Source organism: Paraburkholderia sp. SUR17 (assembly GCF_029536165.1).
In the GTDB taxonomy this organism is placed as follows: Bacteria; Pseudomonadota; Gammaproteobacteria; order Burkholderiales; family Burkholderiaceae; genus Paraburkholderia; species Paraburkholderia kururiensis.
Window position 1 is genome coordinate 2,113,632 of record NZ_CP120508.1, and the last position, 26,848, is coordinate 2,140,479.

The window sequence follows — 26,848 nt, forward strand, 5'->3', positions numbered from 1 at the left end:
GTGGTGAGGGAGCCGCCATTGTCGCAGCAACAGCGGCCACCCGCAGCCGGGCATCGACGCAACCCGCACAACCGGCGCAACCCGCACAACCGGCGATCAAGCAATCGCCAGCCAGACGCCCTGCCGCGCGTCCTCGTTCAATGGCTCAGACGCGCTCCGCATGCGAGACCGCGAATGCCTGCTCCACTTCGTCGGAGGTGAAGTCGATCAGCGCGAGCGAAGCTGCTTCGGCCTCCTTCGGATCGTGTCGCTCGATCGCTTCAACCACCCGTCCGTGCGTACGCACAACCGTCTCCCAAGCGCTTTCCTTGCGCATGATGATCGGATTCACCGCGGACAGTGCACCGCGCACGATAGCGGCCATCTGCTGGAAGAACTGGTTGCCGCTCGCGGCCACGATGCGCGTATGCAACAGCTCGTCGGCATCCTGATAAGCGGGGTCGTTGGGAGCGATGGAGCGGAACGCGTCGAACGCTTCCCGAATGCCGGCGACCTCGGCAGGCGTGGCGCGCATGGCCGCGAGCGCCGATGCCCTCGGCTCGATCAGCACGCGAAACTCGATCACGTCGCGCAGGAACTGCGAATCGGGCTTGGCTCGAAAACGCCAGCTGACCACGTCCTCGTCCAGCATGCGCCAGTCGCGCATGGGTCGTATGCGCGTGCCGATCTTGGGCCGCACGTCGAGCATGTGCCGCGCGAGCAGCATCGACAGCGCCTCGCGCATCACCGTACGGCTGACGTTGAACTCCTTCGAGAGCACATCCTGCGGCGGCAGGATGGCTCCGTACTTTTCCTCGACGATGCCCGACACCAGGCCATCCATCACCTTGCTGACGAGCGAACGATCCTTGTTGGCCGTTTCCATGGCACTCTCCCCGATATGGCTTTCGCCTGTCTATGAAGACTGATGAAGAAGCGCCCTCGCGTCTGTGTTCTTCTTCTCATCTAACAATAAATTGCTTGCTTCGTGGGCACTGCGCCAGTGGGAAACGTCCTGACAGGGTTATCCCTCTGAAGAATTGTTTCAACTCTGCAACGCGGTTAGCAATGGGCGCCGGCAGGCCTCGCGTAACGTGCAAAAAACCGGCAAAGCTTGCAATGATCGAAGGGGTTCGTAGCCTCGTCAGCCACGCCCGTCAAGCCTCGTTGTCAAACGAGCGCGAAATTATTCCAGACTCCCAGGTATCGTCAGGTGCGGCTCGCATGTAGCTCACGTGTTGCACGGATAGAACGTCCACACAGTCCCGAACTCAACGATGCCTGACGTTCGCATAGTGACCGCCGAAGAACAGCAACGGTGCGTGGTCTTCGAGCGAGAAGGCCTGTACCTCGCCGATGAAGAGCGTATGGTCGCCGCACGGATGCCGGTCCACTACGCGCGCTGCGAACCGCGCCACGGCGCGGTCGAGCCATGCGATACCCGGCACGCCCTGCGCCTCGCTGAAATGCGGCGCGAGCCAGGTTTGATGTTCGCCCGCGTAGTGCCGGCTGTGCGCTTCCTGCTCGTCAGTGAGCACGCTCACGGCGAAGAGTTCGTGCGTCATGAGCCGCTCGTGCATGCGCGCGCGCTGCCCCACGGAGACCACGATGAGCGGCGGCCTGAGCGAGCCCGACATGAACGCGTTGGCCGTCATGGCGTGAAGCGTCTCGCCGCAGCCGGTGGAGACCACCACGACGCCGGTCGCGAAGCGGCCGAACGCGCGCCGCAACAAGCGCTCGCCCGCATCGACAGGCAGCTCGGCCACACGCTGCACGTCGGGCTCCATCGTTGGAGCCGCAGGCGCAGGCACCGATGCAAGCGAGGTCTCACGCATCGAGACGCAAGGTTCGGCGATCCGGTTCATTGTCGTTGCTCCCCCAATCGCTACGCCCGGCGCCTCGTCCGCAGCGGACGAGGCGCCGGGCCGTCAGTCGATTGCTCAAGTCTTCATTGCAATCTTTAGCGATGCTTCATTTCGCCAACGGCCTATGAGCCACTCATATCCGCGCATGTCCGCTCATGTGCGTTCATGCGGGCTTATGCGCCACGTAATGCACCCACCAGGCGTTGCTCGTGCCCGCGTCGTCAGCAATGCGGTCGCCCTGATCGCTGCCGAACGCCGCGTCGTTCACGAAGCCCGTTTCCGTCAGTTGCCGCCGCTGCTCCGCCACCGTCGTGTAGATGATCACAATGCCGAAGTAGTGCGCCGCCGCCGCGCGGACTGAATAGCCCGGATAGTCACGGTTCAGGTTCATATGCCGCAGGTAGTTGGCGGTCGCGACCGGCAGCCTGACGAGCGAGCGCAGCACGCGCCAGCCGAGTCGCACCGGGTTCGGCGTGAAGCGCGGCAGCAGCTTGAGCGGCGTCTCGCCGTAGCCCGGGCCATCGCGGTTGTGCGACGAGACCAGCACGTAGCCGCCGGGACGCGTCACGCGAAACATCTCGCGCAGAATGCGCATGCGGTCTTCGTAGTCCACGCAGTCGATGCCGTTCCAGCTGAATTCCACGAGCCCGTAGTGATCCGAGGGCAGCGTGTGCATGTCGCGCGCGTCCATGTGGCGCAGGTCCACGCCGGGATGGCGGCCGCGCGCGAGTTCGAGCAGCTTCTCCGTGTAGTCGATGCCCGTGTAGTCCGTGGAGATGGCGCGCATGAGCGGGATCGTGCGGCCCGCGCCCACGCCGATGTCGAGCAGCGGCGTGCCCGCGCAGCGCGGCGTGATCCACGCGAACGCGGCCGCTTCGCCGGCGTCGGTCCATGTCTTTTCGAGCGTGAACTCGCGCTCGGCATCGTGGGAATTCCACGCGTTCTGGTTGATGCGGTCGAGATCGGAAGTCGGGTTCACAGCCTGGCTCCATCGAGGTACGGCGGCGTGGCGCTCGCGCGCGCCGCCGCAGGTCGCGCTGACTGGCCGCCCGTGTGGGGCGCAGCCTGAATCAGCTCCGTAAACAGCCAGCGCTCGGCATCGGCCATCACGGCCTCGCGCGCGGGCCGTGTAAACAACGCATGGTCGAGCTTCGGCAGCGTCGCCGCGCGCACGCCTTCGTGACAGTGCAGCGCGGCGAGCCGCGTGCCGAACTGGATGCGCGCTTCGTCGAGCCCCACGTCGTAATCGCCATATACGAGCCGCAGGCGCACGCCCTTGCGATGAATCGCGCGCACGAGGTCGCGCGCCTCGTTGGCCGCGAGCGCCCAGCCGGTGCAGCGCTCGATCCAGCCCGCGGCCGTAAGCCAGCCGCGCCGCGCGAGCCGCGCGCCCACTACGCGGGCGATCCGCAGCGGATGGCTCTGCCCACGCAGGGCGCGTGCCCACTTCTCGGGGTTGAGCGCGGCGCGCCAGTACACCTTCGAGGACGCGAACTGATGCGCCCCGGGCGCGCGCGCGTCGCCGTCCCAGATGAACTTCTGCAGGTTCACACAGAACGCGCCCTCCACGGCGGCATGCCGTGCACTCGCGTGCAGACCGGCAAAGGCGCCGCCGCACACGCCGAATACGGCTACGCGACGATGCCCGTGCGCGACGAGCCAGTCGGCGCCGGCCGCGGCGTCGCGGCAGGCATCGTCGGAGTAGATGGTGTCGAGCGTGACCTCGGGCGCAACGGGCGTGGCATCGCCGATGCCACCCAGATCCATGCGCAGCGACGCGATGCCGAGCGCCGCGAGCCGCCGCGCGAACAGCACGAAGATGCGGCCGTCGCCGATGTGGTGACTCGCGCCGGTGTTGAGAAACAGCATGGCGGGCGCGCCTGCGCGCGGCACGTCGGGCTCGCAGTAGATGCCGAAGTACGCGCCGAACACGACCGGGCGCTCCGTGGCGCGCGTGCCGGCAAGGCGCAGCGCCGGAGCTTCGTCGTCCGATGCAGCCACGCTTTGCCCGCCTGCCGGCGCAGCGGTGGAACGCTCGCACGCGCCTGCCGCGAGCCACGTCGTCACGCGTTCGAACGCGCTCGCGGGTGCTTCGCTGTACAGCGCTTCCACGAGAAAGCGGTCGAGTTCGTCGAGCGGGCCGTGCTGCACCTCCACGCCATGCGCGGCGTAATGGGCGGCCAGCGCTTCCGTACGCGTGCGGTTGCTCGAATCGAACAGCAGGACGCGCGCGGCCGGCGCGTGGGTGTCCTTGCACAGGTCGACGGCTGCAAGGCGCGCAATGTCCTCGCCGTGAATGCCGAAGCCGAACGCCTCCACATAGGCGTCGGGGTTCGCGATGGGGTCCGCGTTCATGCCGGCCGGCGTGCTGAGCCAGCTCTGCCGGTGAGCGCGCAGTTCGCGCACGTAGTTGCGCCCGAGCACCGCGGGCGCGAGCAGCACCAGCGAATCGACGCTACCGACATTGCGTTGTGCGGCGAGCGCGGCGAGCGTCGCACCCAGCCGCAAGCCGACGAGCGACACCTGCTTCACGCTGGTCCATTCGCGCAGCCGCGCCATGGCCGCTTCGATACTGCCCAGCCAGGCGGCGAGGCGCTCGGGGTCGTCCTCTGCGCCGTCCGAATCGCCCGCGCCGGGGTAATCGAAGCGCAGCACAGGCATGCCCGCCGCCGCGATGCCCTCCGCGAGCGCGCGCCAGCCGCGATGGGTGCACAGCGCGTCGTAGCCGAACGGGTTGCAGAGTACGACGCCGCGTTCCCCATCCGCCTCATGGAGCCAGCCGAAGCAGCCATCGAACACGACAGGTCTCATGGGATCCATCCCTTTGCGCCGGCCCGGCTTACCGGTCGACGGTCATTTAAGCAACGTGCTTCTCGCACATTCTGTTCGGGTGCGCACACACTCCCGGAGGACGTTGTGCGCCTGCAAAAACCGCATAAAGGCTCGCTTAGGGGCAGCTTAGGGGGGGCTTGCTTAAGGGCCCGCTCAGGGGCCTTGCCTGGCGGCGACTAAGTCTCCGCACAACGGCTTGCCCCACGGCCCGCACGAGGCCCCCGAAACCACACGCAGCCCCGTTTCACCTCATCCGCGCGGTCCATCCGCGGTGCCGGCCACGGGCACCGTGGGCGCCGGCCGCCTGCGCAGCCACGCGCGCGCCACCCGCACGAGGTCTTTCACGCACGCCTGCACGCCCGGCCGCAACGGGTTGTACCGATACCGCCAATGCACGCACATCGAAACGAACTGCGCCGTGAGCCGCCACGCGCTGCGCGATTCGTAGAGCGCCGCGCGCGCGAGCAGATACTCGCCCACCGCTTCGTAACGCCGCGACGCATCGAGCAGTTGCGGCGCGAAGCGCGTCGGTGTGCGCTGCGCGAGTTGCGCGAGGCCGTCGCGATACTGCGCGGCAATCGCCGCGCGTTCGCGGTACGCCGCGGCCCCGCTCGCAGCCACCCGGGCACGCGCGTGACGCAGCCCCGCCTGCGGCGCGCCGCACGCGTTCTTGCCATGCTGCCGATACGCGACGAGCGGCGCCTCCACCACGCGCACCGTGCCTGTCACGTCACCGAGCAGCGACGCCCACTCGTCGTGCGCCACCTCGGTGTGCTCGCCCGGAAAATTCGGCAACCGCGGACGTTCGAGCAGCAGCGGCAGCAGCGCCGCGTCGAAGCAGATCTTCATGCCCGCGAAGAAGCCGAACGGCGCCACCCTTCCCGGCCCCGATCCGCGCTTGCGCACCCACGTGTGCAGCGTGTCGCCCGCGAGCGGTTGCAGGTTTTCGTCGACCGTGCATACGCGGTGCGCCACGAGCGTCACGCCCGGTTCCGCCGCCGCGGCGGCCACGCGTTCAAGCTTGTCTGCACGCCACACGTCGTCCTGGTCGCAGAAGGCGATCCAGTCGCCGCGGCAATGCGAGGCCGCCAGCAGAAAGTTCTCGGCATAACCGAGCCGCGCGGCATTGCGATACAGCCGCACGGGAAACGGCGCGTGCTGCGCGAAGATCTCGACGAGTTCGGGTGTGCCGTCTGTGGAACCGTCGTCGGTGACCACGAGTTCGTACGGCAGCCAGCGCTGCGACACGAGGCTCGCCAGTTGCTCCGGCAGATAACGCGCGCCGTTGCAGGTGGCGAGCGCAATCGAAATGGCGGGCAGCCTGCGAGCCCGGCCTGCTGTTTTCGTGTCTCGTGTCATGAGGTCCTCCTGAGCGCCGTGCGCCTCGAGAGGCGCGTCGCGAAGCGCCGCACGCCGTCCGCGATGAGCGGTTCCGTGCGCCATGCCCAGACGCAGGCCACCGCCACGAGCAGCAACGCCGCCGGTGTCGCGGTCCACGTGGGCCAGCCGCCCGCGGCGATCAGCGCGAAAGTGGCGACGAGCGTAAGCACCGGCGCCACGAGCCGGCGCCAGAACGCGCCGCGATAGCCCGCCAGCCACATCAGCACGACGCCATCGACCGCGCATCGCACACTCCACGCGAACGCCGCGCCCACCAGACCGAAGGCGTGCATCGCGCCCCACAGCAGCGCGATGAACGGCACCAGTTCCACCACGTGCAGGCGCGCGACCACGTCGGGGCGTCCCTGTGCCTGGAGCTTGTCGAACGCGACGTGCGCGAGGCTGTTGATCCACACGCCCGCGAGCAGCACTTCGCCCACGAGCGACGCATGCGCGGCGAACGCCGCGCCCACCCAGAGCCGCAGGAACGGCTGCATCGCGAGCATGCCCACGACCACGACGGGCGTGATGAGCGCGGCGAGCCCCGTGATCGCGCGTTCGGCAAGCGCGCTCGAATGTTCCGTGGCGAGCGCGGAGAGGCGCGGAAACAGCGTGCGGCAAAGCACGGCCGGAATGAGCCGCAGCCGCGTGGCGAGATTGAACGGCACCGTGTAGTACGCCACGGCGTTGGCACTGATGACGCTGCCGATCAGAAAGCGGTCCGCGGCTTCCAGCAGCGGGCTCACGAGATTCGTGAGCGTCACCCACATACCGAAACCGAAGAGCGGCCGCACGTGGCGGCGCGCGGGACCACCCGCGCCGCGCAGCGGAAACACGCGCGCAACGGTCGCGGCGAGCAGCAGCAGCGTGAGCGTGCTGCCCACCATCGCGGCCAGAATCAGGTGCTCCAGTTGCGGGCCGAACAGCAGCGCCGCGGCGAGCGGCAGCGTCTGGTAGAGCAGCATGCCGACGAACTGCACCGCGTTGAGCGGCCCGAACCGTTCGATGCCTTCGAGCGCGCCCGAGAACACGCCAGTGAGCGTGGCCATCGGCACCGCGCAGGCGATGAACGGCAGCGCGGGAATGACTTCGGCGCGAATCGATGCGTCCATGTGAAACACGTGGCCGAGCGCAAGCCCCGCTACGCCGTAGAGCACGAATCCGCCCAGCACGCCGAACGCCGCGTTGAGCACGACCGCGGTCCACAGCAGCGACTCGCGCTCCGCATGCGGCGCGCCGCCCATGCGCGCAACCTGGTTCGACGTGGCGCGCGTAAGCCCCAGATCGAAGAAGCCGAAATAGCCCTGCAACATCCACACGGTGACGAGCACGCCGTAGCGCGCGTCGCCGATACGGTGCAGATAGATGGGCACCGTGACGAGCGCCACCGCGAGCGGCAGCACGCTGCCGAGCAGATTGAACAGCGCGTTGCGGGCGAAGCCCGGAGCCTTGGGGGCGTCTTTCATGACCGATGCCGATGAGAAGTGCCAGAACCGCGTGCCAGAACCGAATGTCAGAGCCGATACTGCACGGCACAAACGCTTCGAGTCTGTGGTCTGCGCCACGCTGGCGGGCACCTCGGACTTGCTGCGGTTTCAGGCGGCCCCGTATGCTTTCAGGCGGCTTCGAGAAGGCTTACGGCACGTCGCGCAGCAACAGGCCCGAGCGCACATTTCCAGCGCTTCGTGCGCCGACGAAACAGTCCAACGAAACAGTCCAACGAAGCGGCCCCGCGAAGCCCCCGGCTCGGCCCAACGAAGCCCCGCGAAGCTCCACCCTTCACGCGGCCACCGTATCCAGCCGCCGCTGCCGGCGCGCCGCATAGAGCCGCTCGAAGCGATGCGCGACCTTCTCCCACGCGTAGTCGAGCGACGTTTCCCGTGCACGGCGTTGTAGACGCGCCCAGTACGCGGGATCGTCGACGAGCGACTGCACCGCGCTCGCCAGCGCCTCCGCATGACCGGGCGGCACGATGAGGCCGTTGTCGCCGTGGCGCAGGAACGCACGCAATCCGCCGATGTTCGAGCCCACCGGCACGAGTCCGCACGCCATGGCTTCGAGCGGCGAAAGCGGAAAGCCTTCGTACATCGAGGGAAACATCAGGATGTGATGCGACGCGAGCAGCGCAGGCAACTGCGCGTTGTCGAATGCGGGCACTGCGGTGATGCGTTCGCGAATCGACTCGGGAAAGCGCGCGAGCGTCGCCTCGGCGCCCTCGCCCGTGCCGAACAGCGTGAGCGTGAGCTGCGGATTGCGCGCAAAGAGCGCGGGCACCGCCTTCGTCATCGTCTCGATCCCCTTCCAGTAGTTCGCGCGGCCCATGAAGGCGAGCTTCGTGGGCGCAGCGGGCATCGGCTCGATGCTGTGTTCCTGCGCGAGCGCCGGCTCGCTCTGGGCGCTCAGCGCTGCGCGCGCCACCGAGGCAAAGGTCTCGTCGATGCCGTTGTCGATCTGCACCACGTGGTCGCCCGGAAAGCCGAGCTTCGTTACGGCAAATTCGCATTCCGTATCGTTGAGCAGCATCGCGACATCGGCCCAGGCGAACGACTTCGTGCACTCCCAGAGCCGCAAGCCGCCGTGATAAAGGGGATAGCGCCACGAGCGGTCTTCCTCGCCGTTGCGGCAGCGTTCCAGAAAGAGTTCGTGCACGACCGGCTCCATGCCGTGACTGCGCGTGACGGACAACTGCTTGGGACGCCAGCCGAACGCACGGCGCGCGAAGTTGATGAGCCAGCCGTCGCCGGAGGACATATCGAGCACGTCGTACTCCGGGTGCATCAGCACGTGCGCGAGCACGAACCAGGGGAAGAGCATCGTGCGCAACATGCCTGTCACCCCTTTCACGTCGTCGTGCGAAAAGATGCGCACATCATGGCCGCGCTGACGCAGCGCCTCGGCAAGCTTCACGGTGACGCCGGGCGCGCCGGCGCTGCGGCTCAGGGTGTGGTGGATCGTGAACAGGATGTTCATGGGTTCGCAGTGGTGGAGTGAATCGGATCGCGCGCTCGTGCGCTTGTTTGATGTTCGCTTTTTGCAGTGCGTAGGTTTTCTGCGTTTTGGTTTGCCGTGTGCGCTATGCCCGCCGTTCGTCCTGTTCGCCCCGTGCGCCTGTCGCGCCCCGCTAGCCGCAACGCGCACAGGCGGGCACCGACCGCCGCCACGCGCGCCACACGTTGGAGCGCCGCACGATCTCCGGCAGCGAGCGCAACGCGCCACGCCGCGCGAGATACACCGTCATATGCGCGAGCCAGTACGACGCGAACGCTGCGAGCTTGAGCGCATCGGGCTCGATGCTGCGGTAGCGCTTCACACCGATGTAGAGCCGCGCCGCCTCGCAGCAGAGTTCGTAGCGCGAGAGCGCGCGGGGCGCATCGTCCGCGGGCGTGGCGAGCACGCCCTTGCCGGCCTGGGTGTCGCGCGAACGCAGCGCGGGCACGAGTTCGATCGGATAGCCGCGCTTCACGGCCCTGAGCGAGAGTTCTGCGTCCTCGCTGCCAAAGTAGATGTTTTCGTCCCAGCGTTCGGTGCGAAAGAGCGCGAGCGGAAACACAGCGGCGTGGATATTCACGCACTCGGGCCGCTCCGATGCCGTGAAATAACCGGCGAACGAAAGGCGCACGGCGGAACATGAAGTCGCGTGGCCGGCGCACGCCTCGGCGAAATCCGCCGACGTGGCGGACGGTCCACCCGTGAGCACCGTCTGCGTGCGCCGTGCCGCAGGCAGCGCCGTGAGCCATGTCTTCGCCACGGCGAAGAAGTCGGGCGCGGGCTGCACGTCGTCGTCGATGAACGAAACGTGCGTGCATTGCGGCGCCTGCGCGAGGCACTGCATGACCGCGTTGTTGCGATTCGCGCATACGCCGCGGCGCGGGCCGGCGAGCCACGTCACGCCCGGATAGCGCGCCACCACGGCAGCGTTCGCCGCGCGCGTGTCGGGCGCCGGCGAGTCGTCGCTGACCACCACCCACGCGGGCGGCGGCACGCAGCGCGCGAGGTTCGCAAGACACGCGTCGAGCGTCGCCGTGCGGTTCATCGTCGTAATGCAGACGGCGAAGCGGATCTCGGAGAACACGTTGCGAGCCGCGAAAGGGCCGCGGCTTCCGGTGTTGCTGCCGGTGCTCTTGGTGCTCTCGGTGCGCTGGGTGCCCGGGACGGAGACCGCACCGGCGCCATCGGACACAGCGTCTGTCGCATCCGATCCGCTCTGCGCGGCACACGGGCCGGTCTCGGGCCACGAGGGGTTCGGCGCACTCGGCGCACTCGACTCGCTCAACAGATTCCGCGCGTTCATCGCACCACTCCACGCGCCGACGCCGTGCCTCGCGCGGCGCCGTCCGACGCTGCCGTCGTCGCTCGCGCCCCCGCACCGCGGGCGCGGCCGGCGCGGCGCGCTTCGAGCGTGCGTTCGTAGAGCGCAAGGTAATCGGTGCACACGCGCGTCACGCTGAACACGTCGAGGTATTCGCGCGCCCGCGCAGCCAGGGCATGTCGCGCAGCCGTATCGTCGATGAGGCCGCCAATCGCAACGGCCAGCGCCGCTGGGTCAGACGCCGGCACGAGCCGCCCCGCTTCGCCGCGGTCCAGCATTTCGGGGTTGCCGTCCACGTTCGTCGCGACGATGGCGCAGCCCGCTTCGCGCGCCTCGGAGAGCACGAGGCCACCGGGCTCGCGATGCGAGGCAAGCACGAACACGTCGGCCTGCGCGAGCCACGCGCGCGGGTTCGCCATGAAGCCCGTGAAGTGCGCGCGGTCCGCCACGCCGAGCGCTTGCGCCAGCGCTTCCATGCGAGCGCGATCGGGACCGTCGCCGACGAGATACAACGTGGGCTGCACCGCCCGATGCGTCTGCCCGCACAGCATCGCGAACGCACGCAGCAGATCGGCAATGCCTTTGCGCTCGTACATGCCCGCTACGGTGACGATGCTCGGCCGCATGACCGCCGGCAGCACGCTAGCGGGCTGTGCCTCTGCGCTCGAATCGCCTTCGGCCACATCCGGTCGGCCACCGCTATCAACGGCAAACCGCGGCGTGCCGATCGTCCCGTTACGCACCACCGCGAGCTTCGCGGCCGATATGCCGCGCGCCGCCATCGACGCGGCCACCGCGTCGCTCACGGCCACCACGCAGTCGCCCACGCCCATCACCGTCGCGCTCTTCTGAAACTCGTTGTGCACCGTGGTCACGAGCGCAAAGCGGCGCCGCGCCGTGCAAAGCCGCGCCATCAGCGCGCCCGTCATCATGTGCGCATGCACGACGTCGGGCTGCGTCTGCGCCACGAGCCGCCGCATGCCCGCGAGCATGGCCGGCACGCGCCAGGGTGTCTTCGATTGCCGAAGCTCGACGTGACGCACGCCATAGCGCGCGAAGAGCGGCTCGAAGCCGCCGCCCGAGGTGGCCACCGTCACCTCGTGGCCTGCGCGCGCCTGCATGCACGCAAGGTCCACCATCATGTTGACGATGCCGTTGCCCACGTTCTGCGCATGATTGGCGAGATGGACGATTTTCATGACGACCCCGGATGAAGCGCGGCACGCGCCGCGCGGGCAGAATCAGATGGCAATGCCGGCGGCCTGAAGCGATACATGAGCACCTTGCCGTGGCTGTCTTCCTCGACGAACACGAGGTACTCGCCGGCATACGGCCCCGAGTCGATGCGGTGGGCCGTAACGGGCATCGGCACATCGACGATTCCGCTTCGCTCGCCCACTTCAGGCCCCGGAGCGAGGCGCCCCACTTCGCGCCCGGTGTCGCGCTCGCGCACGTGCACCACGCCCGCGTGCGTCTCCACGGTGAAGAGGTAATCGCCCGCCACGGTCCAGCCGTTCATCGAAGCCGGGTCGGGCGGCCCGCGGTCGGGCAGATCGATGGCATAGCGCAGCACCGGCTTGCCGCGCAGCCAGTGGTCGTAGCGCGCGAGCCGCGAGCCCGTGCCGTTCCAGTTGTATTCGAGGAACGGATGCGCGGGCGTGGAGCCCGAGAGATAGAGCGTGTCGTCGGCGGGGAAATACGCGACGCGCGCAATGCGCGTGAACGGCGCCGGCAGCGGCCACACGCTGACCGCGCTGTAGCGATAGACAGGATTGCCAACGGCATCGAAGCCGACGAGCGCAAAGCGCCGGATACCCGCTGCGCCCAGCCCTTGCCAGACGTTGCCCGCGTCGTCCACCCACCAGGCCGTAACGCGCGGCGCGCCCTGGCCCCACTGCGGCTGATCGAAGTCCGTCACGGCGAAACGCCCCTTGCCTGCGGTGTCGCGCCAGATCCATTCGCCGCTTGGGGGCTGGTTCGGCGGCCACGGCTTGTCGATATGCGAAGGCGAAAAGAGTCCCGACGGAATCGCGGTCTCGCTGCCCGCTTCGAAGCGGTAGACGCGCAGGAACGACGAGGTCATGTCCGTCGTGTAGAGCAACCGGTGCCCGTGCACGTCGCGCACGAGCGGCAGCCCGCGCATGCCCTGGCCGAGATGCAGAAACGGGTCGTAGCGATAGCGGAAACGGTCCGCCGTGAAGCCCGCATACGACCACTCCGCGCCGCTTCCACGCGAGAGGTCGAGCGCAAAGCGCTTGCTGCCCGTATAGACCGAGGGCGGCGTGCCTTCGACAAACTGCGCGCCGTCCACGAAAAGCAGCCCCTGCACGCTGAAGCGGCGCGTGCCGTCGGGTGCGTAGCCTTCTATCACCGCGCCTTCGGTGTCGCCCGAGCCGCCTGCGAAACCGCGCGGGCCCGTGCCGTTCATCGCCACGTAGATGTTGCCCGCCGCGTCCGCGGCCACTGCCGTGAGACCGTTGAAGCGCTGCGGCCCGGGCGTGCCCGCCCTGCCGGCATAGATGCCGCCCGCCACGCCCAACGTCCCCGACAGTTGCATGGAAGCCTCTTGATTCGTGATGCGGCCATCCGCAGCCGCCGCGTTGTTCTTGTGCGTGGGCGCGCCGCCGCTTGCGGCTGGCGCGAAGATCAGCACCTGCTGGCGCACACCGTTGTCCGCGACAAGGAGCCGCCCGCGCGCATCCACGGCGAGGTCCACCGGCACCGTGCCGCGCGGCAGCGCGAGCGTGCCGAGCACGGTGCCCTCGCGTGCATGGTGGACGACGCGTTTTGCGCTGTCTGTGCGGCTGCGCTCGATCACCCACAAAGTCCCGTCCTTCGCGAGCGCAAGGCGGCCAGGCTCAGGCACGGAAAAACCGCCGGCGGGCTGCATGGTCTGCGCATCGAAGATGTCGATGCGGTTGTCGTGAAGATTCGAAACGAAGAGGCGCGTGTTGTCGGCGGCAAGCCCGCGGATGGCGTCGTCTTTCGGCTCCGGCGCTTGCGAGACCACGCGAAACGCGAGTCCGCTGCCGGGCCAGTCGGCTTCGCCGGCGAACGGCACGCCGCGGCGCACGTCCGCGCGGCTGCGCCGCGAGACGCCGAACCAACGCATGCCTTCGCGCGGCAGATGTTTTTCGGCCGCCATCGCGTTGCCGATGCTCACCACGATCTGCGCGGCGAACACGTAGTCGTCGTTCACCGCGATGGCGTCGCCGCCCAGCATGCCCCAGCCGTGCGAGCCGCCGCCGTAGCCCAGCAGCGCGCCGTCGCGGTAATGGCCGATCTCGCCGCCGCCCTCGTCCCAAGGCGCGTTGGTGAAGAGATCGCCGTTCGGCGCGACGGCGAGCGCCTGCACGTCGGACTGCACCCAGCGACCATCGCCGAAGCCCCACGTGTTGCCCACCCACGAGGTGCGGTACGAGAGCGGCGGTTCAGCGGAAAAAGCGGTGGAAACAGCGGCAGCAGAGACGGCGACAGCGGTACCAGCGAAGACGGCAAAGGCAGCAGCGAAGGTCGCAGCAAGGGCGGCCGCGCGAAGAGCGACGCGTTTCATCGCCAGCGCGCTTCAGTGCGCCTCGATTGCTTCGCGATAGACGCGCGCCACGCCGCGCGCGACCACGGGCAGATCGAAGCGGCCCCGCGCGTAGGCAAGGCACACGTCGGCGTCGGGCAGCGCGAGGCGCCCGCGCAGCGCGTCGGCCACGCCGGAGGCAATCGCGTGAAAGCCGCCCGCGGGCAGCACGAGGTCCGGCGAGAGCGGCGCCACGGCCTCGGGCAATCCGCCCACGGGCGTGACGAGCACGGGCGTGCCCGCGGCGAGCGATTCGATCGTTGTGAGTCCGAAGCCTTCGAGCGACACCGTGGGCACCACCGAAAGGTCCGCGGCGCGATACCAGAGCGGCAGTGCGGCGTCCTCGACGAAACCCGCGAGATGCACCGCGGACGCGAGACCGCGCGCCTCGATACGCCCCTGCAGTTGCTCGGCGAGCGGCCCTTTGCCTGCGATCACGAGCAGCACGTCGGGCACGGCCTGGCGCACGAAGAACATGGCGTCGATCAGGTTTTCCAGCCCCATGCGCGTCACGAGCCGCCGCACGCAGAACACGAGCGGACGGTCGTTGGCCACGCCGAGCCGCTCACGCGCCTCGGCCTTCGTGGTGGCGATATCGAAACGATCCACGTCCACGCAGCCCGGCACCACGCGAATGGACTCGTCCCGCACGCCATAGGTGCGCTCGAGAATGTCGCCGAACGCGCGCGAAAGCACGATGTGCCGCGTTCCACTGCGATAGACGAAGCGCTCCAGCGCCCGGCGCGCCGCGATCGACAGTCCGCCCCCGCCTTCGGGAAACGACTCGTCGGCCCACGGTCCGTGAAAATGCACGACGCGCGGCACGCCGCCGAACACGCCCGCCAGCGGCGCCGCGTAGAGCGCGAAATGGGTGGCCACCACGTCGGGCCGCTTCGTGCCCACGAGCCGCCGCGAGTGCCTGCGCGCGCGCCAGAGCCGCACGCCGAGCGGCGCGTGGGCGTCGGCGAACGCTTCCACCCGCCCCGCCGACGCTTCGCGCACCGCGCCGCTGCCCGCCACGAGCCCGCGCACGTTCACGCCCTCGCCGGGCAGCGCCTCGACAAGCGACATGAACATGCGGTCGAGCCCGCCCGGCCGCTCGCCGAACCAGTGCATGCCGATCTGCAACGAATCGATGGGCCCGGTCATGGCCGCGCCGCCGCGATGGCATGCTGCGCGCGCGCCGCGTGGGGCGCGTGCGCGCGCACCTCTTCGTAGAGCGCGAGGTAACGTTCGGCCATGCGCGGCCAGCCGAGCGAGCCAGCACGCTGCCGGGCGGCCTCGCCCATGTGCCGCGCGGCCCCGCGGTCCGACGCGAGCCGCGCGAGCGCGGCGGCGAGCGCGGCGGCGTCGTCGGGATCGTCGAGCACGATGCCGGCGGCGGGCTCGGCGTACGGCGCGCCTTCCATGCGGCATGCGTTGTCCATCCCGCCGTCCTTCCCTTCGCCCTTCTCTTCGTCTTTCGCGTTACCCGGCGCGCCAGCTTCGATCATCTCCGCGCCGCCCGCGGTGCGCGCGGTCACGACGGGCAGCGCCGCGGCCATTGCTTCGAGCAGCACGAGCCCGAGCGGCTCGTAGCGCGAGGGAAACACGAAGGCATCGACGGAACGCATGAGCGCCGGCATGTCTTTCACCAGATCGAGAAAATGCACGCGGTCGGCCACGCCGAGCGAGCGCGCAAGCGCCGGATACGGGCTGTTGCGCAGAATGCCGGCCACCGCCAGATGCACGTGCGGCGGCGTCTCCCGCAGGGCGCGCAGCACCGTATCCAGGTTCTTGCGCGACATGCGCAGGTCGCCCGCGAAAAGTGCCATGAACGGCTCGCGCGGCAAGCCGAAGCGTTCGCGCTCGCTTTCGCCTGGCGCGAATTCGTCGAAATCCACGCCGTTGTGAATGACGTGCAGCCGCGCGTCGGCAATGCCGAGCGCGGCCACCTCCTGCGCGACTTTCGCGGAGACCGGCACGATGGCCTCGGCACGCCGGAACGCCCAGCGTTCGCACCAGGCGTTGAGCCGCGTATAGAGCACCTGATACGCGTGATAGGCGCCGCGCGTGGCACGAAACGGATAGAAGCCGCAGCGGTACCAGCCGTCGTGAACGAAGTGCACGGCGTTCACGTGCGCACGCGCCCACGTGATGAAGCCGTTCACGTGAATCACGTCGAACGCGTCGCGATGCGCGGCGATCCACATCGCCGTGCGCCACGCGAAGAGCTGGTATTGCACGAGGCGCGAAGGCAGCTTCGAGGGCGCGATCTTGACGAAGCACGCACGCGGATGCGCCGCGAGCGCGCTGTCCGCCGCGGAAGCCAGCAGCGTGACCTCGTGGCCCGCTTCCAGCGCGGCGCGCGCGATCTCGTAGTTGACGCGCCCCTGGCCGTCGTTTTTCGTGACCACGTGCGTGACGATGAGAATGCGCATCGGCGGCCCGCTCATGGTTGCCCCCTCGGGTTGAGCGGTCCGGGGCCGCCACGGAAAACGCCGGGCCGGCCGCCGCTCGCATCGGTGCGCAAGGCTCCCGTTGCGCCCGGGCGCGCCGCGCTCGTGGGCACGGCAACGGCGGTGCCCGCGCGAGCCTCCGGCGGCGCCGTCCCTGCGCCACTGCACGCAGCGGCCAGCGCGCGGCGTCGCCGCAGCCACTGCATTTCGCGCGCATGGCGCTGCGCAATGGCGGGCAGCAGCACGCCGACGAAGAAGAACAACCCCGGCAAGCCCGTGAGCGTGTTGACGAACACCATCATGCCGAGCATCGCGAGCGCCACGCCCACCGCCGAAATCGCGAAGCGGTCGCGCCCGCGCGCAAGACTCGCCCAGAATGCGCGCCACAGCAGCATCACCACGCCCGTCACATAGAGCAGCGTGCCGGGCCAGCCCATCACGTAGGGCACTTCCATGAGGCCGCTGTCGAACACCACGTTGGCCTGGGTGCCGTCGTTGTCGTCGGCGGCCAGCTTGGTACCCAGACCCGTGGTGCCGAGCCCTTGCCCTGAAATGTCGGTGAGCGCGACGGAAAGAAAGCTGCGGTAGAACTCCGCGCGAATGCGGTAGCTGTTGTCTTCGCCGAGGTTCTGCATGGAGTCGAAACGCTGCATGATCGGCGCCGAGATTTCGTCGATCATCAACGCGGGCGCGCCGAGCAGCGCAAAGCCGAGCAACGCGCCCAAAAGACGCAGCCGGCTTTTGCCATCGAGCATCGCAAGCGGATAGACGAGCCCGAGCGCAAAGCCGCCCCACGCGCTGCGCACCGCCGTGAACATCAGCGACGGCACGCCCACGAGCGCCGTGGCCACCTTCAGCCGGCCGCGCGCGGCGAGCGACATCAACAGGATCGACATGATGGTCTGCGCGTAGGGCCCCGACGAATTCATCGTGCTCGATACGCGCATGCCGAACGGCACGGGGTGCCCTTCGGACTCCATCTGCGAGGCGAGCAACCAGAACGCGTCCCACGGCGGCGGCGAGATGAACTGGATCACGCCGTAGAGGCCAATGGCAAAGCCGCCCCACGTGAAGGTCTTGAGCAGCACGTCGCGATAGAGCGGATAGTCGCGCCACGTCACGAGCAGACGAAACGCAACGAGCACCGGGAACGCCCAGTTGACCACCGTGAAGGTGGCCGCGGCGGGTCCGGCCCTCACCACGCCCACGATGTAGGCGTAGAAGAGCCCGAGCACCACGAGCACGAGCGGCATGGCGCGGCGCTCGCCAAGCACACGCAGGTTCGAGAGCAGCGAGAAGCCCGAGAGCGCGACGGCCAGCATCGGCGCAATCATCACGGGGCTCTTCGGATTGAACGAGCCGTTCACGAAGTCGGCAAGGCGCCGCACTTCGGGCGAGAGGAAGAACAGCCAGCACACGAAGCCCAGGTAGTGGGCCGGCGAGCGCCGGTAGAAGCGCAGCGCGATGGCGAACGCGCCAACCGGATAGACGAGTTCGACGAGCCGCCCCTGGTGCAGCACGATGAGCAGCAGCGTGAGCCCGAAGAGCGCGAGCGGCAGGCGCAGCGGATGCCGCTCGCGCGCGGTGCGCGCGGTGTGTGATACGGCGCGGGCTGCGCCGGCCGGGCTCGTGGCGCTCGCCTGCGGTCGGGCGCCCTCCGGCTCGCCCGCACGCGCGCCTGCGGACAAGCCGGAAAGCGGCCCCCCGGCGGGCTGCAATACCGGCCGCAAGCCGGGGCCCGGACCCGGCATGGGCGCCATGGCGGTACTCACAGCTCGAAGATGCTGCCGAGCGTGAAACCGCTGCGCTCTCGGCGCGTCCCGTTCACGACCGCCTGCGCCGCGCGCGAGCTGCGTGTGAGACCGATGAACGGCACGCCGTATTCGAGAAACGGCCCTTCGGTTTTTCGGAACCCGAACTGTTCGTAAAACTGCCGCAGTCCGAGCGGCGCGCTCACCCGCACCACGCGGCCCGGCCAGCGCTGCGCAATGGCGTTCAGCACGCGTTCGATCAACTGCTCGGCGGTGCCGTCGCCGCGCCGCGACGGGCTCGTGAGCACCTTGTCGATCACGATATCGGGGTCTTCCGCGTCGCCCGGTTTCACCCGCGCATAGGCGACGATCGGCATGGGCCGCGTGATGTCCTCGGCACCGAATACGTGCAGCGCCGCTTCGTCGTGTCCATCGGGATCGAGGCATACGTGCGACTGTTCGACGACGAACACCGCACTCCTCGCGCGCAGGATCAAATACATCTCGCGCGCCGTGAGTTGCTCGAACTCAAGCGTCTTCCAGTTCATCTGGTCTTTCCTCGGCTATTCGTTTTCGTCCCGGGCCGCGTGCTTTGCGCACGCTTCGTCGCGGTGTGCGTAGCGGCTTTTCGCCGCGTTGTCGCCCCATTCACGCCGCGTTTCTCGAAGTCCCGCGCCTTCTGTGCGGCCCGCTTCGTTGTATGGGGACACGTTACGTGACGTAGCTATGCGGTTTCCGTGCGGAATCGCACCGACCGCCCCTGATCGCGGTCCGTTAAATACGCACTGCCGGCTCTCTCGCCGGACATGCATACCAAACGCGTGCGCCGCAGGCACACAGGCTGCGACGATCGACATGACCAAAACGTGAGGGCCTCTTACATGAAAAACGTACTGCGACGAATTCTTTCCGAGTCGGCTCGCCTGTCTGTTTCACCGGATACGCTCGCCGACGACGCCGATCTGTACGCAGCCGGCCTTTCCTCGCTTGCGACCGTGCACCTGATGCTTGCCATCGAAGACGAGTTCGGCATCGAGATTCCGGACCGGATGCTCACGCGACGCCTGTTCTCCAGCATCGATTCGCTTGCCGCGGCCGTGACCGAGCTGCAACAGGCAAAGGCGGCAGCATGAACGCCCCGCTCCTCCATACCCCCGCCGCGCCTGGCGCGAACGAAGCGGCGCAAGACGCACAGGACGCGGCCGGCGCATCGGCCGCCCCGCTCGCCGCCGTGGAAACGGAACCGGGCTGGCGCGCCGCCGCGCGCCGCGCGGCCCAGGTTGCGGCGCAACATGCCGACGCGGTGGACCGCGACGCGCGCTTTCCGCACGAAGCCTTCGACGCGCTGCGCCGCGAACGGCTGCTGTCGGCCATGCTCGCGCCGGAGCTGGGCGGCATGGGCCTGCCTGTGGCCGACATCGCGACCATCTGCGGCATCCTCGCCGAAGCCTGCGCGTCCACCGGCATGATCTACGCCATGCACCAGATCCAGGTGGCCTGCATCGACGAGCATCGGCACGGCTCCGCCTGGCATCGCGACTTCCTCGCGCAGCTGGCCGACAAGCAGTGGCTGCTCGCCTCGGCCACGTCCGAAGAGACCATTGGCGGCAACACGCGCACGAGCGCCTGTGCCGTGGAACTGGACGGCGACGACGCCGGCGCGGCCCTGCGCATCGAAAAGCTCGCCACGGCGGTCTCGTACGGCGCTTATGCCGACAGCGTCCTCATGACGGCACGCCGCAACGCCGAAGCGGCTGCGTCGGACCAGGTGCTGATCGTCACGCTGCCGTCCAACACGACGCTCGAAAAGCGCGGCACGTGGGACTCGCTCGGCATGCGCGGCACCTGCACGGAGCCGTTTCGCATCGTCTCGCACGGCACCGCCGCGCAGATCCTGCCCACGCCGTTCGCCGACATCTCCGACCAGACCATGCTGCCCATCTCGCACATGCTGTGGTCGTCGGTATGGACGGGTGTGGCCACCGACGCCGTGAACCGCGCGAAGGCCTTCTTCCGCGCCCAGGCGCGCGCGAAGCCGGGCTCGGTGCCGCCCGCGGGGCTGCGTCTGGCGCAGGCCGTGGGTCTGTTGCAGATGATGCAGGCACGCCTTGCGGTGGCGCTCGACGCCGACCGCGCCGCGCATGCGGCACGCCAGCGCGCGGGCGACCAATGCCAGTTCGACGCGCCGCTCGCGGCCATGCTCGGTTTCGCCTCCGACATGAACACGCTCAAGACCAGCATCTCGGCCACGGCGCTCCAGGTGGTACAGGAAGTGCTCATGATCTGCGGCCTTGCCGGCTACAAGAACGGCACGGAGTACAGCGTGGGCCGTCATCTGCGCGACCTGCATTCCGCGCCGCTGATGATCAACAACGACCGTATCGCCCAGAACACGGCCAATCTGCTGCTTGCGCAGCGGCCGGCCGCGCCCGGGAGGGCCTGAGATGAACACGATGACTGAAGCGGCCCAACTGGCTGCCGTGGATTCAACCGAACCTGCTGCGGCAAAGACCGACGCCCGCGCGGCACCCACCTTCCGCGACGAACTGCTGGCAAAGGGCATCCTGATCGACACGGGCGAAAACGGGCTCTACGGCCGCAGCCAGGTGTTCGAAGACGTGGTGGACCGCCTCAACGTCGCCATCACGCATCTGGGCGCGGACCAGAACCCTGAAGTGCTGCGCTTTCCACCCGCCATGCGCCGCACCGACTTCGAAGACAGCGAGTACCTGAAGAGCTTCCCGAACCTCGCGGGCACCATCCACTCGTTCTGCGGCAGCGACGCGGGCCACCAGCGCCTCTTGCGCTGCCTCGACGACGCGATGGCCGAGCGCGACGACGACCGCGACCCCGCCTGGATGGAGCAGCAGCAGCCCACGCGCGTGGTGATGACGCCCGCCGCGTGCTACCCGGTGTACCCCGTGATCTCGCGGCGCGGCCCGCTGCCGCAGGGCGGCGCGACCATCGACGTGCTCTCGTACTGCTTTCGCCACGAGCCCTCGCTCGACCCCGCGCGCATGCAGATGTTCCGCCAGCGCGAGTACGTGCGGCTGGGCTCCCCCGACGAAGTGATGGCGTTCCGGCAGATGTGGATCGAGCGCGGCTCGCTGCTCGTTTCGCTGCTTGCGCTGCCGGTGGACGTGGACCTCGCCAACGACCCGTTCTTCGGCCGCGGCGGCAAGATCATCGCGGATAGCCAGCGCCAGCAGGCGCTCAAGTTCGAACTACTGATTCCGGTAGCGAACCCCGAGAGCAAGACCGCGTGCCTCTCGTTCAACTACCACATGGACCACTTCGGCGTGATCTGGAAACTGCAATGCGCCGACGGGTCCGTAGCCCACACGGGCTGCGTGGGCTTCGGCATGGAACGCATCACGCTCGCCCTGTTCCGCCATCACGGCCTCGACGTGAAGACCTGGCCCGCGGACGTGCGCGCGCTGCTGTGGGGCGACACGCAACGCGTGGTGGAAAACGCACTCGACGCGAACCGGGGAGGCACGGCATGAATCCGCCACTGACCACCGTGAGGAAAACCGTCCACCTGGCAGCCGGCGAAACACCCGCCATGTGGCCGGCCCAGGCGAGGCCGCCGCGCGTGCATACGGCGCACGCGCTGCACCAGGGCGAGCGCGTGTGGCAGGAGACGAACTGCTACGTGGATCTGTGGATCGAGCTGCTGCACGGCTACGGGCTCGACCCGCGCGCGGCGCTCGCCTTCACGGTGACGCAGGACTTCGAGGGCGACCAGTTCACGTTCTTCAAGTTTCCGCTGGAAGACCTCGACCTGCTCTACGGCACGCAGGTGCAGGAATTGGCCATCTACGACTCGCTCGAAGACCGCGTGTTCGCGCAGACGCAGCGCGGCCACACGGTGCTCGTCGAAGTGGACGGCTATTACCTGCCCAACACGCGCGCCACCTCGTACCGGCGCGAGCATCCGAAGACGACCATCGGCGTCGACTTCATCTCGCCCGCGGAACAGCGGCTCGGCTACTTCCACAACACGGGCTACCACCACCTGGACGGCGAGGACTACGACGGCATCTTCCGCAAGCTGCCGCGTTTCGAAAATCAGCCCGACGTGCTGTTTCCCTACGTGGAGTTCGCAAAACAGGTGCGGCCCGCGCTGCAGGGCGCGGAACTCGTGGATGCCTCCGCGGAGCTGCTGTGCGCGCACCTCGAGCGGCGCCCGCTCTCGAACCCGGTCACCGCATGGCGCGCCGTGTTCCCGCAGCACATGGACCTGCTGCTCGCGCGCGGCGAAGCGTTCTTCCATCCGTACTCGTTCAACCTGATGCGGCAGCTGGGCGCGAACTTCGAATTCCTATCGAAGTACCTGCAATGGCTCGGCGCGCAGGGCGTGGACCTGCCGCCCGAGATCGCGGTGTCGGCGCAGAGCATCGCGTCCGAAGCGATGGTGATGCAGTTCCGCCTCGTGCGCGCCATCACGCGCGGGCGCCGCGACCTGTGCGACGACTGCTTCGACGTGCTGGAAAGCGCGTACGAGAAGACCGTCACGACGCTCGCCGCGCATGTGCTGTGAGGACGACGGTGCGGCCCGCATTGCCGTCCAGGCCGTCGTCGCCTGAGGCCGCAGGATGCGGCGACGAGGCCGCGGCGCATGCGGTTGATGTGGCGATTGACGTGGCGATGGATGTGGCGATGGATGCAAGCGCGCGGACAGCGGCTGAAGCAGGCGAAACGCCTCGCGCGGGCGCTGTGGCCGCGGCTCATCGAGTGACGCCCGAAGCACCGGACCTCTGCGTCTGGCCTGTCCCGCTCAGCGAAGGCTGGCAATGCGTGAGCACGCCGGCGGGCGCCTGCGCCACGCCTGCCGACCTGCCGCACGAGGGCTGGCTCGACGCGCCCGTGCCCGGCACCGTGGCAAGCGCCTGGCGCGCGGCGGGCCGGCTCGATGCAAACCTGGGTGCCGTCTTTGGTGTCGCCGCGCTTCATGGCCAGATCGATAGCGCTCTTCGCGGCCCGCATCACGGCCCCGCACCGCCTCCCTTCGCCTTCGACGACCACTGGTATCGCCTCACGCTCACCGGCCACGGCACGGAACGCCTGCGCCTGCACGGCCTGGCCACGCTCACCGAAGTCTGGCTCGACGGCGCGCTCCTGCTCACCTCCGATTCGATGTTCGAGCGCCACGATCTCGACGTGACGCTCGACGGCCACGCCACGCTCGCACTCTGCTTTCGCGCCTTGACGCCGCTGCTCGACGCGCGCCGTACACGCGCGCGCTGGCGGCCGCGGCTCGTCTCGCCCGCCACCTTGCGCAACGTGCGCACCACGCTGCTGGGCCATATGCCCGGCTGGTGTCCGAGCGTGCAGGCAGTCGGCCCGTGGCGGCCCGTGGAACGCCTCGCGGCCACGCCGCGCGCCTTCGATACCGTGCAACTCGCGCCGCGCCTCGAAAGCGACGACGGCGTGCTCGCGCTCACGCTGACCTTCGTGAAGCCGCAGCCCGCCTCGAGCGAGGCGACGCTCGCCTGCGCCGGTGCACAGGCCGCGCTCGCCTGGCGCGACCCGCACACACTGGAGGGCACGCTGCGCGTGCCGGGCGTCGAACGCTGGTGGCCGCATACACATGGCACGCCCGCGCTTCACGAGGTCACGCTGCATCTGGACGGCACGCCCGTCGCGCTGGGCCGCGTGGGCTTTCGCGCCATCGAGGTGGACCGCGGCGCCGACAGCGAAGGCTTCGCCTTGCGCGTGAACGGCACGCCGGTGTTCTGCCGCGGCGCGTGCTGGACGAGCGCCGACCTCGCCACGCTCGCGGGCACGCCGGCGCAACTCGCGCACGCGTTCGCACTCGCGCGCGACGCGGGCATGAACATGCTGCGCGTGGGCGGCACGATGGTCTACGAATCCGACGCGTTCTATCGCCTTGCCGACGAGCACGGCATCCTGATCTGGCAGGACTTCGCGTTCGCCAACTTCGATTACCCGCGCGACGACGCCTTTCTCGCTTCCGTGCAGCGCGAGGCCACGCAGTTCCTCGAACGCACGCAGCGCTTCGCGTCGCTCGCCGTGCTGTGCGGCGGCAGCGAGGTGGACCAGCAGGCCGCGATGTTCGGCTTGCCGCCTGCGATGCGCGAACAGGCTCTGTTCACGGAGCATCTGCCTGCGCTCGCGGCCGCGCTGCGGCCGGACGTGCCCTACGTGCCCAATTCGCCGACGGGCAGCACCTGGCCGTTCTCGACGCGCACGGGCATCACCCATTACTACGGCGTGGGCGCGTATCAGCGCCCGCTCGACGACGTGCGGCGCGCACACGTACGCTTCGCCGCCGAATGCCTCGCCTTCGCCAACGTGCCCGACGACGCCACGCTTCACGCAGCGGGCGGCATGCAGCCCTACGACGCGCGCTGGAAGGCCGCGGTGCCGCGCGATGCAGGCGCGGGCTGGGACTTCGACGACGTGCGCGAGCACTACCTGCGCACGCTCTATGGCGTGGATCCGGCGCGGCTGCGCTATGAGGACGCCGCGCGCTATCTCGAACTCTCGCGCGCCGTGGTGGCCGAACTGATGACGGACGTGTTCGCCGAATGGCGCCGTCACGGCTCGCCCTGCGGCGGCGCGCTGGTGTGGCAGTTCCAGGACCTGCAGCCGGGCGCGGGCTGGGGCGTGATCGATTCGACGGGCCGCCCCAAGAGCGCGTGGCACGCACTCGCGGCAGCCCTGCGCCCGGTGCAGATCGCCATCACGGACGAGGGCCTCAACGGTCTGGACCTGCACGTCGTCAACGAAACGGAGCGGCCGCTGCACGCGCGGCTCGCGCTGGTGTGTCTGCGCGACGGCAGCGTGCGCGTCGCCGCAGGCGAGCAGATGCTCGAGGTTCCCGCGCGCGGCACGGTGCGCGTGGAAGCCGCGGCGTGCCTCGGCCAGTTCTTCGATTTCACCCACGCCTACCGCTTCGGGCCGCCTTCGCACGACGTCACCATCGCCACGCTCACCGATGCCGCAAGCGGCGAGGTGCTGGCCGAAGCGTTCCATCTGCCCGACCGCTCGCCCGTGCCGCGCTACGACCCGGGCCTCACGGTCACGCCCATGCAGGGTCCCGACGGCTGGCAGCTCGTGATCGAAACGCAGCGCTTCGCACGCTTCGTCCACGTGACGGACGCACACTACCGCGCCGCGTGCGACTGGTTCCACCTGGCGCCGGGCAGCCGGCGCGTGGTCGACCTGGTTGCTCTCAGCGCTTGCGCGAGCATCGATCCCACCTCACCCACGCCGTTGTGCACGAAAGATACAGCCACGGCGCCCGCGGGCGAGGTGCGCGCCATCAACGCGCCCGCGCCTGTTTTCTACGGCTGAACCCTCCGGCCACGTCCAACCCGCTCAAGAAGCGCATGAAGCCTTGCGATACGCGAGGCTTGCATCGCGCGCGTCTGCGTCAGGCTAATGACATGGAACTGTCAAAAAGCCGTTCCGTGCGGGAGCCCACGCAACCCATAGAACACAACTGAATCATTTCGGTTCGCGCGAACCGTGCACGGGCGAGACGCATCCAGGGCGTGTTTGCGGCGTGCCAGGGGCGCGCCGCCATCTTTGATCAAAAACAAAAAAAGCCTATTTATCAACGGGTTGATGTGCGCGGAATAAACCAGCTACTTAAGAGTTTCCAGCCCTGCGGCGTTGTGCAGATTTGAAACAAAAACGCACGCTTTGCCGCAGTCCGCCTCGCAGGGTGGGTCGCCCTATGTCGCTGCGCCGCATCAAGCCATGGTCTGACGTGTCTGGCACGGTCTTCGCTAAATGTGGTCCGCAACACGGTGCATACGCCGGGCAACCGAGGGCCCACGGCGCATGCACAGGAGGCCAAACGGGGCCGGCGCGATATGAACACGGAAAGCCTGTCGATCGACGGCAGGCAACACGACACGTGCAAGTCGCGCCGGATGAAGAAGAAGCGAAGCTGCACGCTGCGCGGCTTCAAACGAGGACCGATCATGTTGACCCTTCAATCCGACCTGCACGGTAACCATCTGCTGGGCGCACTGCCGTCACACGAATGGCAGGCACTGGCACCGCATCTCGAACTGGTTCACCTGCGCACTGAACAGCTGCTGTGCGATTCCGGCCAGCGCATTCACCACGTGTATTTCCCGACCACCGCCATCATCTCGATGCTCTCGACGATGGAAGACGGCAGCTCCGTGGAAATTGCCGCGGTGGGACGCGAAGGCATGACGGGCGTGCCCGTGCTCACGGGCGGCGAAACCATGCCGAACCGCGTGCAGGTGCAATGCTCGGGCTTCGCGTATCGCATGAGCGCGCAGGCGCTGCGCCAGCAGTTCGCGCGCTCCGACTTCCTGCGCCGCCTGATGCTGCTCTACATGCACGCCCTCCTCACGCAGGTCGCGCAGACGGCGGCCTGCAACCGGCATCACTCGCTCAGCAAGCAGCTGTGCCGGTGGCTCCTGATCGAAGTGGACCGCGTGGCCTCCGACGAACTCACCGTCACGCAGCAGCTCATCGCCGACATGCTCGGCGTGCGCCGCGAAGGCATCACCGAAGCCGCGGGCCGGCTGCATGACCAGGGGCTGATTCACCATAGCCGCGGCCACATCAAGGTGCTGGACCGCAAGGGTCTCGAAGCGCGCGCCTGCGAATGCTACGGGCTCGTGAAGCGCGAGTTCGACCGGCTGCTGCCGCGCCTGCATGAAGCCAGCCACGCGGAAACCGTCAGTTGACGGCCGCGCGAACGGAAACGG

20 protein-coding genes are annotated in these 26,848 nt (G+C 68.5%); 6 read left to right on the forward strand and 14 right to left on the reverse strand.

From position 1 onward, the window contains the following. Nucleotides 1-145: 145 nt before the first annotated feature. From P2869_RS09370 to P2869_RS09435, 14 genes are all read right to left on the reverse strand, one after another. A complete protein-coding gene (locus P2869_RS09370; RefSeq protein WP_017776634.1) occupies nt 146-865 on the reverse strand; it encodes a FadR/GntR family transcriptional regulator in 720 nt (239 codons plus the stop codon). A 385-nt stretch (nt 866-1,250) separates the two neighbouring features. Beyond that, nucleotides 1,251-1,766, reverse strand: a complete 516-nt coding sequence (locus P2869_RS09375) for a flavin reductase family protein (RefSeq protein WP_277598094.1) — start codon at nt 1,764-1,766, stop codon at nt 1,251-1,253. A gap of 241 nt (nt 1,767-2,007) precedes the next feature. Beyond that, nucleotides 2,008-2,823, reverse strand: a complete 816-nt coding sequence (locus tag P2869_RS09380) for a class I SAM-dependent methyltransferase (protein WP_277596281.1) — start codon at nt 2,821-2,823, stop codon at nt 2,008-2,010. Then, nucleotides 2,820-4,655: an alpha/beta fold hydrolase gene (locus P2869_RS09385; protein ID WP_277596282.1), complete on the reverse strand. Its 1,836-nt coding sequence runs from the start codon at nt 4,653-4,655 to the stop codon at nt 2,820-2,822. Before P2869_RS09385 ends, P2869_RS09380 begins: the two co-directional genes overlap by 4 nt. A 270-nt stretch (nt 4,656-4,925) precedes the next feature. Continuing rightward, nucleotides 4,926-6,035 carry a glycosyltransferase gene (locus tag P2869_RS09390; RefSeq protein ID WP_277596283.1) on the reverse strand — a complete coding sequence of 370 codons (1,110 nt, stop codon included), beginning with the start codon at nt 6,033-6,035 and terminating at the stop codon, nt 4,926-4,928. Then, the gene (locus tag P2869_RS09395) at nt 6,032-7,522 is read right to left on the reverse strand and encodes a flippase (protein WP_277596284.1); all 1,491 of its coding nucleotides are present in this window, start codon (nt 7,520-7,522) and stop codon (nt 6,032-6,034) included. The genes P2869_RS09390 and P2869_RS09395 overlap by 4 nt, the downstream gene beginning before the upstream one ends. Nucleotides 7,523-7,835: 313 nt before the next feature. Then, entirely contained in the window at nt 7,836-9,026 is a 1,191-nt protein-coding gene (locus P2869_RS09400; protein ID WP_277596285.1) for a glycosyltransferase family 4 protein, read from the reverse strand. A gap of 151 nt (nt 9,027-9,177) precedes the next feature. After that, complete coding sequence (locus P2869_RS09405) at nt 9,178-10,347, reverse strand: glycosyltransferase (RefSeq protein WP_277596286.1); 1,170 nt, start codon at nt 10,345-10,347, stop codon at nt 9,178-9,180. Beyond that, nucleotides 10,344-11,564: a glycosyltransferase family 4 protein gene (locus P2869_RS09410; protein WP_277596287.1), complete on the reverse strand. Its 1,221-nt coding sequence runs from the start codon at nt 11,562-11,564 to the stop codon at nt 10,344-10,346. The genes P2869_RS09405 and P2869_RS09410 overlap by 4 nt, the downstream gene beginning before the upstream one ends. Continuing rightward, nucleotides 11,561-13,918, reverse strand: a complete 2,358-nt coding sequence (locus P2869_RS09415) for a hypothetical protein (protein WP_277596288.1) — start codon at nt 13,916-13,918, stop codon at nt 11,561-11,563. The genes P2869_RS09410 and P2869_RS09415 overlap by 4 nt, the downstream gene beginning before the upstream one ends. A gap of 12 nt (nt 13,919-13,930) precedes the next feature. Beyond that, entirely contained in the window at nt 13,931-15,085 is a 1,155-nt protein-coding gene (locus tag P2869_RS09420; RefSeq protein ID WP_277596289.1) for a glycosyltransferase family 4 protein, read from the reverse strand. After that, on the reverse strand, nt 15,082-16,356 hold the full coding sequence (locus P2869_RS09425; RefSeq protein WP_277598095.1) for a glycosyltransferase family 4 protein: 1,275 nt from the start codon (nt 16,354-16,356) through the stop codon (nt 15,082-15,084). The genes P2869_RS09420 and P2869_RS09425 overlap by 4 nt, the downstream gene beginning before the upstream one ends. 11 nt (nt 16,357-16,367) lie before the next feature. Continuing rightward, entirely contained in the window at nt 16,368-18,146 is a 1,779-nt protein-coding gene (locus P2869_RS09430; protein WP_277596290.1) for a hypothetical protein, read from the reverse strand. Continuing rightward, a complete protein-coding gene (locus tag P2869_RS09435; protein WP_017776618.1) occupies nt 18,143-18,673 on the reverse strand; it encodes a GNAT family N-acetyltransferase in 531 nt (176 codons plus the stop codon). The genes P2869_RS09430 and P2869_RS09435 overlap by 4 nt, the downstream gene beginning before the upstream one ends. 333 nt (nt 18,674-19,006) lie before the next feature. Between P2869_RS09435 and P2869_RS09440 the strand changes: the two genes are divergently transcribed. From P2869_RS09440 to P2869_RS09465, 6 genes are all read left to right on the forward strand, one after another. Next, a complete protein-coding gene (locus P2869_RS09440) occupies nt 19,007-19,258 on the forward strand; it encodes an acyl carrier protein (protein WP_017776617.1) in 252 nt (83 codons plus the stop codon). Beyond that, entirely contained in the window at nt 19,255-20,568 is a 1,314-nt protein-coding gene (locus P2869_RS09445) for an acyl-CoA dehydrogenase family protein (RefSeq protein ID WP_277596291.1), read from the forward strand. Before P2869_RS09440 ends, P2869_RS09445 begins: the two co-directional genes overlap by 4 nt. A gap of 1 nt (nt 20,569) precedes the next feature. Continuing rightward, complete coding sequence (locus tag P2869_RS09450) at nt 20,570-21,631, forward strand: amino acid--[acyl-carrier-protein] ligase (protein ID WP_277596292.1); 1,062 nt, start codon at nt 20,570-20,572, stop codon at nt 21,629-21,631. Nucleotides 21,632-21,690: 59 nt separating this feature from the next. Next, nucleotides 21,691-22,668, forward strand: a complete 978-nt coding sequence (locus P2869_RS09455; RefSeq protein WP_017776614.1) for a DUF1839 family protein — start codon at nt 21,691-21,693, stop codon at nt 22,666-22,668. A 107-nt stretch (nt 22,669-22,775) separates the two neighbouring features. Further along, nucleotides 22,776-25,448 carry a glycoside hydrolase family 2 protein gene (locus P2869_RS09460; protein ID WP_277598096.1) on the forward strand — a complete coding sequence of 891 codons (2,673 nt, stop codon included), beginning with the start codon at nt 22,776-22,778 and terminating at the stop codon, nt 25,446-25,448. A 635-nt stretch (nt 25,449-26,083) separates the two neighbouring features. Continuing rightward, nucleotides 26,084-26,827: a Crp/Fnr family transcriptional regulator gene (locus tag P2869_RS09465; protein WP_026121820.1), complete on the forward strand. Its 744-nt coding sequence runs from the start codon at nt 26,084-26,086 to the stop codon at nt 26,825-26,827. The last annotated feature ends 21 nt before the right edge of the window (nt 26,828-26,848 follow it).